Below are 12959 nucleotides of genomic sequence, written 5' to 3' on the forward strand. Positions count from 1 at the left end.
AATGGAGAAAGTATTGGTAACAGGTGCTACGGGCTTTCTAGGCAAGTATGTTGTTGGAGAGCTCAGTCAGCAGGGCTATCAGGTACGCGCTTTTGGACGCAATCGCAAGGTGGGTCAGTCTTTAGAGAACTCCTCTGTGGCATTTTTTCAGGGAGATTTGACCAAGCAAGAGGATCTGACTCAGGCTTGTCAGGGGATGGACATGGTTGTGCATGCGGCTGCTCTTTCTACCGTTTGGGGACCTTGGGAGGATTTCTACCAGACAAATGTCTTGGGGACCAAGTATGTTTTAGAGGCTTGTCGGGAGACGGGTATCCAACGCTTGGTTTACGTATCCTCACCTAGCATCTATGCTGCTCCTAGAGATCAGATAGCTATCAAAGAATGCGATGCGCCTCAGGAAAATAATCTAAACAACTACATTCGTAGTAAGCTAGCTTCGGAGAAGCTGTTTAAGGATTATCCCGATGTTCCGAGTATAATCTTACGACCTCGTGGGCTTTTTGGGATTGGGGATACCAGTATTTTGCCCCGGGTTCTCAAACTCAGTCAGAAAATTGGCATTCCCTTGATAGGGGACGGTCGTCAGCTCATGGATATGACCTGTGTGGAAAATGTCGCTCTGGCAATTCGCTTGGCACTAGAGACCCCTCAAGCTAGTGGCGAAGTTTATAATATTACCAATGGGGAACCAAGAGCCTTTAAGGATTTGATAGAAGAAACCTTGAGAGGGTTGGGCTATCCAATAACATACAGAAAAGTGCCAGCTCCTCTTCTTTCAGTTATTGCTACTAGTTTAGAGTTTCTGTATAAGGTCTTGAAACTCAAAGGTGAACCGCCTCTGACACGCTATACCTATTATCTGCTCCGTTATAGTCAGACGCTGGACATCAGCAAGGCGGAGCGAGACTTGGGTTATCGCCCTCAAATCAGTATTTCGGAAGGGATTGAACAATATGTCCAAGATTATCGAAAGCATTGATTATTTCCCAGCAGGCTACTGTACCAGCTACACAGTTTTGCTATTTAAGGGAGTCAAGAATCAAAAGATGACCTTTCCAGCAGGTGTTTTTCTTATCAAACACAGGGACAAGGGCTATCTCCTCTATGACACAGGCTATCATTACGATATTAAGACCCGGCTTCGCTATGGTTTCTATCGGCTAGGAACGCCCGTTCAAATGACGGAGAAGGACCAGATTTCACGTTTGCTGGAAGCGAAGGGAATCAAACCAGAAGAAATTAACTATGTTCTTCTATCACACCTACATCCAGATCATCTGGGAGGAGCTAGTTTCTTTCCTCGTGCAACCTTTATCTTGACAAAAGAAGTATATGAAGTCTACCAAAAACCCAAGTTGAAAGACCTGATTTTCAAGGAGTTTTTACCAGCTTCTTTTGAGAAAAATCTAACCATTATCAGAGCTGACCAGCAAGTTTCAACTTTTCCCTATCGTCCGATTTGTGATCTTTTCGGAGATGGCAGTATCCTAGTAGCCTCTGTTGACGGGCATGCTAGGGGGCAAGCCTGTCTATATTTTCCAGACCTTAATCTCCTCATTGCAGCGGACCTCTGTTGGGGAATTGACCTCTTACCTTACACCAAGCAGATGCACCTGATTCCTTCCTTTGTTCAGGATAATAAGTCTGACTATATCAGGGGGACAGAGTTTCTGGAGGAAGTCTTAAAGGACGGTATCGAGGTAGTTGTTAGCCATGATCCTGTAGAAAGGATAGAGTCAATCTTACATGAAAAAAATAACCTTTCTTAAAACCTTTATCCAAACTCGTTGGCTTCATCATTTCAAATCTCGAGAAGCTGTAGAAAACTATCAGAAAAAGCAATTAACTAACTATATGGACTTTTTAAAGCGAGAGTCGCCCTACTTTAAAAATGGGATTCCTAGCAACTTTGACCATATGGACAAGGCTTTTATGATGGAACATTTCAATGAGCTCAACACCCAAGGAGTGGATCGAGATGAAGCCTTGAGTTTGGCTATTGAAAGTGAAAAGACCCGTGACTTCACTGAACTTAAAGGCGAAGTAGCCGTCGGTCTGTCTTCAGGGACGTCTGGACATCGGGGGCTCTTTATCACAACAGAGAAAGAGCGAAGTATGTGGGCTGCAGCTATCTTGGCAAAGATGTTGCCCAAGGGTCAGCTTTTTGGACACCGCATCGCTTTTTTCCTGAGAGCTGATAATGAACTCTATCAGACCATCAATACGGCGCTCATTCGTCTAGAGTATTTTGATATTTTCAAACATACAGATGAGCATATCGAGCGACTCAACAACTATCAACCAACGATTATTGTGGCGCCAGCCTCGATGTTGATTGAATTGAGCAAGCGTCTCAAGGATGGAGAGTTAGCTATTCACCCACAAAAAATCGTTTCGGTGGCGGAAATCTTGGAAGATAGTGATAGGGTACGGATCGCAGAAGCCTTTTCACTATCCATCATTGACCAAGTTTATCAGGCGACAGAAGGTTTCCTAGCCTGCACTTGCTCAGCTGGCAATCTGCATCTCAACGAAGACATTATCTTTGTGGAAAAGCAGTATCTAGATGACCACCGTTTTTATCCAGTGATTACGGACTTTAAGCGAAGTAGTCAGCCTGTTTATCGCTACCAGCTCAATGATATCTTGGTTGAAAATCCGGAGCCTTGTTCCTGTGGCTCCTACTATACACGGATTGACAAGGTCGAAGGACGTTCTGATGATATCTTCTACTTTGAAGGGCAGAATGGGGGGCAGGTAACGATTTATCCAGACTTTATCAGACGTTGTATCCTCTTTGTGGAGAATGTAGGAGATTATCAAGTTAAGCAACATTCTGAGAAATTAGTGGAAGTTTGTTTAAGCCGACGAGATGAGGACGTAGAGACAGCAATTTTAGCACAGTTCCAACTCTTGGCCCAGCAAAAAGAGTTCATAATTCCTCAAATCCAATTTTCAGATTATCACTGGGATACTAGCCGTAAACTCAAACGTATCCAACGTTTATGAAAGGAAAAAAGACAATGACAGAAGTAAAAAGACATGTAGAAATCGCAGGTTATGGCATTTGCCTTCCAAAGCATACAGTTCAATTTAAAGACCAGACCCGTTATCGTGTAGTTGAAAATGAAGAAACGCAGCTCGACTTGGCAGAGGTAGCGATTCAGCGTGCGCTGGAACATGCAAATTTAGATATTAAAGATATCGATTGCCTTGTATCAGCTAGTGCAGTTGGAGTTCAGCCTATTCCTTGTACTGCTGCCTTGATTCATGAGCGCGTGGCAAAAGGACTCTCTATTCCAGCTATGGATATCAATACGACCTGTACTAGCTTTATTTCTGCTCTATCGACCATGTCCCACTTGATTGAGGCGGGCGAATACAATCGTGTCTTGATTGTGTCTAGTGAGGTTGGTAGTTTAGGGCTCAATCCCAAGCAAAAAGAAAGTTTTGAACTCTTTAGTGATGGGGCAGCAGCCTTTATTTTCCAAAAAAGTCATCAGGAAAAAGGGGTCATTGCTAGTCTCCAACGTACTTGGTCAGAAGGGGCTCACGATACGGAGATTCGTGGAGGTCTGACTTCTTTTCAACCAAAAGAGTATTCTGAAGCGACGAAGACCAACTATATGTTTGACATGAAGGGGAAGAAAATCCTCCTCTTGTCTGCTCGTAAAATCCCAGTCATGTTTGAAGAGTTTCAAGAAAAAACACAGCTAGCCTTGGCAGACGTGGACTATATCATTCCTCACCAAGCAAGTCGTGCTCTTCCTTTGGTCATGGAAAAACTAGGTGTGGCTGAGGATCAGTACCTCAATCTCGTCACTGACTATGGAAATATGGTGTCAGTCTCTGTACCGTTTGGCTTGGCTTATTCTTTGGAGCATGGACTTATCAAGGAGGGAGATGTCGTCTACCTTATGGGGACTGCAGCTGGTATGACGGTCAATATGTTGGCTCTGAAATTGTAATAATCATCTAAACACGGAACGACTGGAACTTGAGCAAAGGTAAAAGGTTGCCATCTACCCCTGAACTGAGGTATACTAGTAGAAACATTAGTTTATCAAGCAGTTAAGGAGAATGTTAGAAAAGGAAGGGGATGTATGACAGCTAGAAAAATGCAGCTACTCATGTCCAAGTATGGTTTTAGTATTACCATTATGTTGGCAGAGTTGTTTATCGTCTTTGGTTTGTTTCTCTATCTAGGCCAGATGGCTCCAATTGTCTGGATTATCCTAGTCATTTTAGTGAGCTTAGCGACCATTGTATCGATTGTTAATCGATCTATGAATCCTGAGAGTAAGGTAACATGGTTGTTAGTAGCCTTTGTGCCAGTGTTTGGTCCCTTACTCTATATCATGTTTGGAGAGCGTCGTTTATCTAAAAAAGAAATGAAGCAACTAAAGCAGCTCCAATCAATGGTTGACAGAGAGGACAATAGCAGAGCTCTCCGTTTGGAGTTAAAGGAACAAGACAAGTCAGCTTACGGAGTTATCAAATCTCTCCTCAGCATGGATACGAATGCTGATGTCTATGATCGAACGGATACACAATTTTTTGCATCTGGTGAAAGCATGTGGCATCAGATGCTAGAGGATCTCAAGAAAGCTGAGAAGTTTATCTTTCTCGAATACTATATCATCGAAGAAGGTTTGATGTGGAATAGTATTTTGGAGATTTTGGAAGAAAAGGCAGCTCAAGGAGTAGAGGTGAAGCTTCTCTATGATGATATTGGTTGTATGGCAACCTTACCTGGAGATTACACCGTCCAGCTTCGTGGTCGAGGGATTGAAGCCCACAAATTTAACAAGGTGATTCCACGTTTGACCGTTGCTTATAACAACCGTGACCACCGTAAAATCATGATTATTGATGGGCAGATTGCCTATACAGGTGGTGTCAATCTGGCCGATGAGTATATCAACCATATCGAACGTTTTGGTTACTGGAAGGATAGTGGGATTCGTTTGGATGGACCAGCAGTTAAGGCTTTTACCAGACTTTTTTTATCTGCATGGTATATCAACCGTGGAGAGATTAGTGACTTTGACCAATACCATCTAGAAAATCACCCCAGAGACGGGATGGGGCTCTGTATTCCCTATAGTAGTGGGCCAAAACCCATCTACAGAGCTCAAGTTGGAAAAACGGTCTACCAAAATCTTATCAATCAAGCTACAGATTACGTCTATATCACGACTCCCTATCTGATTGCGGACTATGATCTCACCGAAAGTATCAAAAATGCAGCATTGAGAGGGGTAGATGTGCGAATTGTGACACCGTGTATCCCAGATAAGAAGGTTATTCAGTTAGTTACTCGAGGAGCCTATCCAGACTTGTTATCTGCAGGGGTTCGTATTTATGAGTACAGTCCGGGATTCCTTCATAGCAAGCAAATGCTTGTCGATGGAGAGGCAGCTACTGTGGGGACCATCAATTTTGACTATCGGAGCTTGCTCCACCACTATGAAAATGCCGTCTTACTTTATAGAACGCAGTCCATCATCGATATTGAAAGGGACTTCGAAGAGATTTTTAAAGTTTCTCAAGAAATTTATCCCCACACTATCAAAACCAGCTGGTATCAAAGCCTCATCAAGGAAATTGTCCAGTTGTTTGCACCTATGCTCTAACTATCCATCAAGATCTAGCCCAAGGCTGGATCTTATTTTTGTCTTCTTACGAATAGATAAGTAAAGGAGAAAACCATGCTTAATCTAGAAGATGATGATTTTATCAGAGAGTATAGAAACAGTCGATTCCACCGTTTTCGTGAAATCGAACGCTTTGCGCTATTGGATAAGAAATTTAGCAAATATCAATCCCAAGCTGACATTCCTGTAAGATTTTGATATACTAAAACAGATAAACTTAGAGGAGAAATTGAATGAACGTATACGGGAAAATAGATGAGAAACAAGAAGAATCTCATTACCAAGACTGGTCAGTGCCAGAGAAACGAGAAGGAGCTCCCATTCCCTTTTTTAGTATCATGCTTTGGAGTTTAGTGGCCACAGCCATTTCGGTTGCCCTGCCTATTATTTTTGGTTTAGTTAGTCCGCGACAAACTCAAGATCTTTATACCGGTTGGGCCTTGCATCAAAATGGTCAAATGTATACAGATTACTTTGGAACGAATGGATTGCTCTATTACTTGTTAACCTATCTTTCCCTAGGAAGTATTCTGCTTGCTTTGGTTGAGTGGTTGGCCTTGTTTGGAGCAGGTGTTTTTCTTTTTAAGGCTGCGGATACTCTTGTCGGTCAAGAAAAGGAAGCGAAACGAGTTGTCTTTATTCTATACTTGCTTGTAGCGGGCCTCGCTTTTGGTGGTGGCTATGCTCTCTTGCTAGCCTTGCCTTTCCTATTTTATGCCCTGAGCGTCGTTACAAATTATCTCGCTTTTCCAAAGGATGACAAAGGATTTGTACGAGTGGGGATGAGCCTTGCTCTCGCTTTCTTCCTTGCGCCAATCCCAACTGCCTTGTTTGCGGCTGTACTGGCCTTGGGGATTATCGGCTTTAATCTAGGCAAAGGTCACTTTGTTCATGGTCTATATCAGTTCTTTGCGTCAGCCCTAGGATTTTCACTCTTATTCTATCCTTTAGGCTACTATACAGTGTGGACAGGTAGTTTTGGGGATGCTATTAGCCAGACCTTATATCCAGTAAATACTCTTAGCCTCTTTTCAAATGCACATTTGCTTGAAAATGCAGCCTTCTACGGCTTACTTGCCATTGGGCTAGGTTCCCTTGGCTTGCTCTTTGCAGGCTTGTTCCAGTCAAAACCAGCCAAGCAATATGCCCTCTCAATTGCTGCTAGCTTGGGATTGTTGGTTTCTTTGGGAATCTTGATTCTCTCTAATGAACCTGTCAACGGTACTCGTCTTGTGGTGCTAATTCCTTTCTTGGTCTTGCTCCTTCTGACAGGAATCAAGGAAGATGTTTCTGAGGGAGGGAGTCGTCGTAGAAGAAGACGTGAGAAACAAACTTCTTTCCTTAAAGGAAATTTCTATCTACCACTGATTGCCCTTGCCTACCTCATTGTTCTTCCTATTGTGAGTCGCTACCTTTCTCACCCAGCGACTTATCAGGAGAGAGAACGTCTTGCCAGCGTGGTCAAACAACAAACGAGTTCTGAGGATCGTGTCTATGCTTGGGATGATCGTCCAGATTTCTACCGTACAAGTGAACGCTTGGCGCCGACTTCTCTATCAACTCCAACACTTTATACTGCAAGCGATGAAAATAAAACCAAACTGATGAATGACCTGAAAGAGAATCAACCGAAGATGATTGTGGTCAATCAAAAAGTTGCCTTGTGGTCAGATGTAGAGAGCTGGCTCAGTGAAAACTATGAGCTTGTTCAGACAGATACTAGCGAGTTCAAACTATATAAATCAAAATAACAAAAAATCAATATCTTGTGGAATTTTAAAAAAATTAGGATTTTTAACACAAGATATTGATTTTTATTTTTAGAGTGGTATAATACTTCATAGAACAACATTTTAGAAAAGAGCATGGATATGATTGTATTAGAAGAAAAGCTTGCAACCGTTCCCACCTTGTTCGTTGAAAAACGAGATGGTAGACGTGTAGTGTTTGATGTAGACAAGATTGACAAGGCTCTCCACAAGGCGGCGGAAAAGGTTATGGACCTTACGCCTCTAGTAGAAAAACGCCTAAATGGTCTAGTTGAAAGAATCGTGACTGAAATTCACAGTCGCTTCCCTCAAGGTGTCAAGATTTACGAAATTCAAAATGTCGTAGAACATGAACTCCTTGAAGCCAAAGAGTATGCGCTGGCTGAGGAGTATATCACTTATCGGACACAAAGGGATTTTGAGCGCTCAAAAGCGACAGATATCAACTTTAGTATCCATAAGCTCCTCAATAAAGACCAAGCAGTTGTCAATGAAAATGCCAATAAAGACAGCGATGTCTTCAACACCCAGCGTGATTTGACAGCAGGGATTGTTGGGAAATCAATCGGACTGCAGATGCTTCCTAAGCATGTAGCCAATGCTCACCAAAAAGGGGATATCCACTATCATGATCTGGACTACAGCCCCTACACACCGATGACCAACTGCTGTTTGATTGATTTTAAAGGCATGTTGGAAAATGGTTTTAAGATTGGAAATGCGGAGGTAGAGAGTCCCAAGTCAATCCAGACTGCGACAGCTCAGATTTCCCAAATCATCGCTAATGTAGCATCTAGCCAGTACGGGGGCTGTTCAGCTGACCGTATCGATGAAGTCTTGGCTCCTTATGCAGAGAAGAATTACCAAAAGCACCTCAAAGATGCAGAAGAATGGGTCTTGCCTGAAAAACGGGATGATTATGCTTGGCAGAAAACCCAAAAAGACATCTATGATGCCATGCAATCTCTCGAGTATGAAATCAACACTCTCTTCACTTCAAATGGACAAACACCTTTTACTTCGCTAGGTTTTGGTTTAGGAACTAGTCGTTTTGAGCGGGAAATTCAAAAAGCTATCTTAAACATCCGAATCAAGGGACTTGGTTCAGAACACCGTACAGCTATCTTCCCTAAACTCATCTTTACGCTAAAAAGAGGACTCAACTTAGAGGAAGGTTCACCTAACTACGATATCAAACAGTTGGCTCTTGAGTGTGCAACCAAGCGGATGTACCCAGATGTCTTGTCCTATGATAAGATTATCGAGCTGACAGGCTCCTTCAAGGTTCCTATGGGATGCCGTTCTTTCCTCCAAGGATGGAAGGATGAGAATGGTGTCGAGGTCAATTCAGGTCGTATGAACCTAGGTGTTGTGACAGTCAATCTGCCTCGTATCGCTCTCGAGTCTGAAGGAGATCTGAATAAGTTCTGGGAAATCTTCAACGAACGTATGAACATTGCAGAAGATGCTCTGGTTTATCGTGTCGAACGAACCAAGGAAGCAACACCGGCAAATGCCCCGATCCTTTATCAGTATGGAGCCTTTGGTCGCCGTCTTGGAAAAGAAGAAAGTGTTGACCAACTCTTTAAGAATCGCCGTGCGACAGTTTCGCTGGGCTACATCGGTTTGTACGAAGTGGCTACAGTCTTCTTTGGAAACAGCTGGGAAAGCAATCCTGAAGCCAAGGAATTTACACTGGATATTATTCGCGATATGAAACGTCGTGTGGAAGAGTGGTCTGACCAATATGGTTACCATTTCTCTATCTACTCCACACCGTCTGAAAGCTTGACAGATCGCTTCTGTCGCTTGGATACAGAGAAGTTCGGCTCTATTCCTGATATCACGGACAAGGAATACTACACCAACTCTTTCCACTATGATGTTCGTAAAAATCCAACACCGTTTGAAAAACTGGATTTTGAAAAAGTCTATCCAGAAGCAGGTGCGTCAGGTGGCTTTATCCACTATTGTGAGTATCCAGTTCTTCAACAAAATCCTAAGGCCTTGGAAGCTGTCTGGGACTATGCCTATGACCGTGTCGGCTATCTAGGGACCAATACTCCGATTGATCGCTGTTACAAGTGTGATTTTGAAGGGGATTTTGAACCGACTGAGAGAGGCTTTGCTTGTCCCAACTGTGGCAATAACGATCCAAAAACAGTAGATGTTGTGAAACGAACTTGTGGCTATCTTGGAAATCCTCAAGCGCGTCCAATGGTTAATGGTCGTCACAAGGAAATCGCTGCGCGTGTCAAACACATGAATGGCTCAACTATTAAAACAGTCGGACATGAAGTAACAAATTAGAAGGAAACGCAATGGGGAAATACCAATTAGACGATAAGGGGCGCGCTCAAGTGACCCGTTATCATGAAAAACATTCGAAAGGTGGAGCTGGTAAAAAAGAACGCTTGCTCAACCTCAGAGAACAGTTTTTAAACAAGAACAAGAAAAAATAAAAGTGAGAGTCCGCTCTCGCTTTTCTCTTAGCGGGAGGTAAGAATGGAATTACGCAGACCAACATTGGCAGATAAAGAAACAGTTTTAGAGATGATGGCAGAGTTTGAACAGACTCAATCACCCCACGATGGTGGGTTTTGGAACGCCAACAATTTTGTTTATGAAGAGTGGCTAGAAGAAAATCTTCAAGCGGAAGCGGGCCTCAATATTCCTGAAAACTGGGTCCCTGCTATCCAGCTGGTTAGTTTTGACGTAGCAGGCCAGGCTCTTGGCTTTCTCAACCTTCGTCTCCGATTAAATGACTACTTACTAGAAAATGGGGGCCATATTGGCTACTCCATTCGTCCATCAGAAAGAGGCAAGGGCTATGCAAAAGAGTCCCTCCGACAAGGTTTACAAGTTGCTAAGGAAAAGAATATTAAAAAAGCGCTTGTGACCTGCAGTGTGGAAAATCCGGCTAGCAGAGCGGTGATTGTGGCAAATGGTGGGGTGTTTGAGGATGTTCGAAATGGTGTAGAACGTTACTGGATAGATTTGGAGTAAAAGGATGACATGGAATACACCAAAACCAGGTGAATGGAAAAGTGAGGAACTTAGTAAAGGACGGATCATTGATTATAAGGCCTTTAACTTTGTCGATGGAGAAGGTGTGCGAAACTCTCTCTATGTATCAGGTTGCATGTTTCACTGCGAAGGGTGCTATAATGTTGCGACTTGGTCTTTCAACGCAGGCATTCCCTATACGGCAGAATTAGAAGAACAAATCATGACAGACCTTGCCCAGCCCTATGTTCAAGGATTGACCTTACTGGGAGGAGAGCCATTCCTCAATACGGGCATTCTCCTGCCTCTCGTGAAACGCATTCGGAAGGAATTACCAGATAAAGACATCTGGTCCTGGACAGGTTATACTTGGGAAGAAATGATGCTGGAGACTCCAGACAAACTGGAACTCTTGTCGCTGATTGACATCCTTGTCGATGGTCGTTATGACAAAAGCAAGCGCAATCTTATGCTCCAGTTCCGAGGTTCTTCCAATCAACGAATTATCGATGTGCAAAAATCCCTCAAAAGTGGGCAAGTAGTGATTTGGGACAAGCTTAATGACGGAAAAGAAAGCTATGAGCAGGTGAAGAGAGAATGAAGAAAAAAGACCTGATAGAACAACTGGTTTCAGAGATTGAAACGGGAAGAGTTAGGACACTGGGGATCTACGGTCATGGGGCTTCGGGTAAATCAACCTTTGCACAGGAATTATATCAAGCTTTAGATTCTACTACAGTAAATTTACTAGAAACAGATCCCTATATCACCTCAGAACGTCACCTGGTAGTACCAAAGCAAGCACCAAATCAAAAGGTGACAGCTTGTCTCTCAGTGGCGCATGAACTGGCAAGTTTACAGAGAGATATTCTCGCCTTGCAGGCAGGTATGGATGTCTTAACAATCGATGAACCGTGGAAGGCTAGTGAAATCTTATCTGGAGCCAAGCCGATTCTGATTGTTGAAGGGATGTCTGTGGGCTTTCTACCCAAGGAACTCTTTGACAAAACCATCTGTTTCTACACGGATGAGGAGACCGAATTAAAGAGGCGCTTAGCTCGAGATACGACTATGAGAAATCGCGATGCATCTTTTGTATTAGCTAGCCATCAGATGAGACGGGAGCAGTATCTGCGATACTATAGAGAGACCGAGTCTAAAGCGGACATTTTAGTAGATCAATCAGAAGATACATTCAAGGTCAAAATGGCACACATTATATAGAAGAAAAGGTAGTTTTTTATAGTTATAAATCCGTAATTTTGAAAAGATAAAAAGAGAAAACAGTTTCATCTTAAAAAAACGAAAAAAAGCTTACAAATCCCTTGCAATCGCAGGGGCTTTGTGTTATTCTATTATGGTGCTGTAAATTACAGCCTTAGCTTTGATGCAAGAGGTTGCGACACGCTCGGTTGCATTGCCACGCAACGCGCGTCGGTTTTCTTGTGGAGCTAGCCTATTATCTTAAATAGACGAAAAGGAGAAAAAGATGGCAAACAAAAAAATCCGTATCCGTTTGAAAGCTTACGAACACCGTACGCTTGACACAGCGGCTGCAAAAATCGTAGAATCAGCTACTCGTACAGGTGCACAAGTTGCGGGTCCAATCCCACTTCCAACTGAGCGTAGCCTCTACACAATCATTCGTGCGACTCACAAATACAAAGACTCTCGCGAACAATTTGAAATGCGTACACACAAACGTTTGATCGATATCGTTAACCCAACTCAAAAAACAGTTGATGCGTTGATGAAATTGGATCTTCCAAGTGGTGTAAACGTAGAAATCAAGCTTTAATCCAAAGCTTGAAACCTTGAGCATGAAAAACGCTCGTTAAAAACTTTTTGAATAAAAAATATAGAAAAGGAACTATTTTCTCATGACAAAAGGAATCTTAGGGAAAAAAGTGGGAATGACTCAAATCTTCACTGAAGCTGGCGAATTGATCCCTGTAACAGTTATTGAAGCAACTCCAAACGTTGTTCTTCAAGTTAAAACTGTTGAAACAGACGGATACAACGCTATCCAAGTTGGTTTCGATGACAAACGCGAAGTTTTGAGCAACAAACCTGCTAAAGGACATGTAGCGAAAGCTAACACGGCTCCTAAGCGCTTCATTCGTGAATTCAAAAACGTTGAAGGCTTGGAAGTTGGTGCTGAAATCACAGTTGAAACATTCGCAGCTGGAGACGTTGTTGACGTAACTGGTACTTCTAAAGGTAAAGGTTTCCAAGGTGTTATCAAACGCCACGGACAATCACGTGGACCAATGGCTCACGGTTCTCGTTACCACCGTCGTCCAGGTTCTATGGGACCTGTTGCACCTAACCGCGTGTTCAAAGGTAAAAACCTTGCAGGACGTATGGGTGGCGACCGCGTAACAATTCAAAACCTTGAAGTTGTACAAGTTGTTCCAGAAAAGAACGTTATCCTTATCAAAGGTAACGTACCAGGTGCTAAGAAATCTCTTATCACTATCAAATCAGCAGTTAAAACTGGTAAATAATAAAGAAAGGGGAAATC

The 12959-nt window shown here is 42.9% G+C and carries 14 protein-coding genes; all 14 read left to right on the top strand.

Translation table 11 applies throughout. From position 1 onward, the window contains the following. The first annotated feature begins 1 nt into the window (after position 1). The 14 genes from M1F63_RS00835 to rplC all read left to right on the top strand — a co-directional run bounded on the left by M1F63_RS00835 (position 2) and on the right by rplC (position 12942). Entirely contained in the window at positions 2 to 982 is a 981-nt protein-coding gene (locus M1F63_RS00835; protein WP_247940500.1) for an NAD-dependent epimerase/dehydratase family protein, read from the top strand. Beyond that, entirely contained in the window at positions 957 to 1772 is an 816-nt protein-coding gene (locus M1F63_RS00840) for an MBL fold metallo-hydrolase (RefSeq protein WP_247940501.1), read from the top strand. The genes M1F63_RS00835 and M1F63_RS00840 overlap by 26 nt, the downstream gene beginning before the upstream one ends. Beyond that, positions 1750 to 3012 (top strand): F390 synthetase-related protein, encoded by a 1263-nt coding sequence (locus tag M1F63_RS00845; RefSeq protein WP_247940502.1) that lies wholly within the window; start codon positions 1750 to 1752, stop codon positions 3010 to 3012. The genes M1F63_RS00840 and M1F63_RS00845 overlap by 23 nt, the downstream gene beginning before the upstream one ends. A 14-nt stretch (positions 3013 to 3026) precedes the next feature. Continuing rightward, on the top strand, positions 3027 to 3971 hold the full coding sequence (locus M1F63_RS00850; protein WP_247940503.1) for a 3-oxoacyl-[acyl-carrier-protein] synthase III C-terminal domain-containing protein: 945 nt from the start codon (positions 3027 to 3029) through the stop codon (positions 3969 to 3971). A 135-nt stretch (positions 3972 to 4106) separates the two neighbouring features. Continuing rightward, positions 4107 to 5639, top strand: coding sequence for a cardiolipin synthase (gene cls / locus M1F63_RS00855; RefSeq protein ID WP_139689722.1), 1533 nt, complete (start codon positions 4107 to 4109; stop codon positions 5637 to 5639). A gap of 75 nt (positions 5640 to 5714) precedes the next feature. After that, complete coding sequence (locus M1F63_RS00860) at positions 5715 to 5858, top strand: hypothetical protein (protein WP_000933184.1); 144 nt, start codon at positions 5715 to 5717, stop codon at positions 5856 to 5858. Between the two features lie 35 nt (positions 5859 to 5893). Continuing rightward, entirely contained in the window at positions 5894 to 7411 is a 1518-nt protein-coding gene (locus M1F63_RS00865) for a damage-inducible protein CinA (protein ID WP_247940504.1), read from the top strand. Positions 7412 to 7531: 120 nt separating this feature from the next. Then, complete coding sequence (gene nrdD, locus M1F63_RS00870) at positions 7532 to 9739, top strand: anaerobic ribonucleoside-triphosphate reductase (RefSeq protein ID WP_247940505.1); 2208 nt, start codon at positions 7532 to 7534, stop codon at positions 9737 to 9739. 11 nt (positions 9740 to 9750) lie between these two features. Continuing rightward, complete coding sequence (locus tag M1F63_RS00875) at positions 9751 to 9891, top strand: hypothetical protein (protein ID WP_000521618.1); 141 nt, start codon at positions 9751 to 9753, stop codon at positions 9889 to 9891. A 43-nt stretch (positions 9892 to 9934) separates the two neighbouring features. Continuing rightward, complete coding sequence (locus M1F63_RS00880; RefSeq protein ID WP_247940506.1) at positions 9935 to 10435, top strand: GNAT family N-acetyltransferase; 501 nt, start codon at positions 9935 to 9937, stop codon at positions 10433 to 10435. Between the two features lie 4 nt (positions 10436 to 10439). Further along, the gene (gene nrdG / locus M1F63_RS00885) at positions 10440 to 11036 is read left to right on the top strand and encodes an anaerobic ribonucleoside-triphosphate reductase activating protein (protein WP_139689726.1); all 597 of its coding nucleotides are present in this window, start codon (positions 10440 to 10442) and stop codon (positions 11034 to 11036) included. Then, the gene (locus M1F63_RS00890; RefSeq protein ID WP_247940507.1) at positions 11033 to 11659 is read left to right on the top strand and encodes a uridine kinase family protein; all 627 of its coding nucleotides are present in this window, start codon (positions 11033 to 11035) and stop codon (positions 11657 to 11659) included. The genes nrdG and M1F63_RS00890 overlap by 4 nt, the downstream gene beginning before the upstream one ends. Positions 11660 to 11924: 265 nt before the next feature. Further along, the gene (rpsJ, locus tag M1F63_RS00895; RefSeq protein ID WP_001284513.1) at positions 11925 to 12233 is read left to right on the top strand and encodes a 30S ribosomal protein S10; all 309 of its coding nucleotides are present in this window, start codon (positions 11925 to 11927) and stop codon (positions 12231 to 12233) included. 82 nt (positions 12234 to 12315) lie between these two features. Then, entirely contained in the window at positions 12316 to 12942 is a 627-nt protein-coding gene (gene rplC, locus M1F63_RS00900; RefSeq protein WP_247940508.1) for a 50S ribosomal protein L3, read from the top strand. Positions 12943 to 12959: the final 17 nt, after the last annotated feature.

The organism is Streptococcus oralis (assembly GCF_023109155.1).
Classification (GTDB): Bacteria; Bacillota; Bacilli; order Lactobacillales; family Streptococcaceae; genus Streptococcus; species Streptococcus oralis_BZ.

Bases quoted from the DNA above. Each gene is read 5' to 3' on its own strand.
- M1F63_RS00840 (WP_247940501.1), top strand. From the start codon at position 957: ATGTCCAAGATTATCGAAAGCATTGATTATTTCCCAGCAGGCTACTGT.
- cls (WP_139689722.1), top strand. From the start codon at position 4,107: ATGACAGCTAGAAAAATGCAGCTACTCATGTCCAAGTATGGTTTTAGT.
- M1F63_RS00880 (WP_247940506.1), top strand. From the start codon at position 9,935: ATGGAATTACGCAGACCAACATTGGCAGATAAAGAAACAGTTTTAGAG.
- M1F63_RS00845 (WP_247940502.1), top strand. From the start codon at position 1,750: ATGAAAAAAATAACCTTTCTTAAAACCTTTATCCAAACTCGTTGGCTT.
- M1F63_RS00875 (WP_000521618.1), top strand. From the start codon at position 9,751: ATGGGGAAATACCAATTAGACGATAAGGGGCGCGCTCAAGTGACCCGT.
- M1F63_RS00850 (WP_247940503.1), top strand. From the start codon at position 3,027: ATGACAGAAGTAAAAAGACATGTAGAAATCGCAGGTTATGGCATTTGC.
- M1F63_RS00835 (WP_247940500.1), top strand. From the start codon at position 2: ATGGAGAAAGTATTGGTAACAGGTGCTACGGGCTTTCTAGGCAAGTAT.
- M1F63_RS00890 (WP_247940507.1), top strand. From the start codon at position 11,033: ATGAAGAAAAAAGACCTGATAGAACAACTGGTTTCAGAGATTGAAACG.
- M1F63_RS00860 (WP_000933184.1), top strand. From the start codon at position 5,715: ATGCTTAATCTAGAAGATGATGATTTTATCAGAGAGTATAGAAACAGT.
- M1F63_RS00865 (WP_247940504.1), top strand. From the start codon at position 5,894: ATGAACGTATACGGGAAAATAGATGAGAAACAAGAAGAATCTCATTAC.
- nrdG (WP_139689726.1), top strand. From the start codon at position 10,440: ATGACATGGAATACACCAAAACCAGGTGAATGGAAAAGTGAGGAACTT.
- rplC (WP_247940508.1), top strand. From the start codon at position 12,316: ATGACAAAAGGAATCTTAGGGAAAAAAGTGGGAATGACTCAAATCTTC.
- nrdD (WP_247940505.1), top strand. From the start codon at position 7,532: ATGATTGTATTAGAAGAAAAGCTTGCAACCGTTCCCACCTTGTTCGTT.
- rpsJ (WP_001284513.1), top strand. From the start codon at position 11,925: ATGGCAAACAAAAAAATCCGTATCCGTTTGAAAGCTTACGAACACCGT.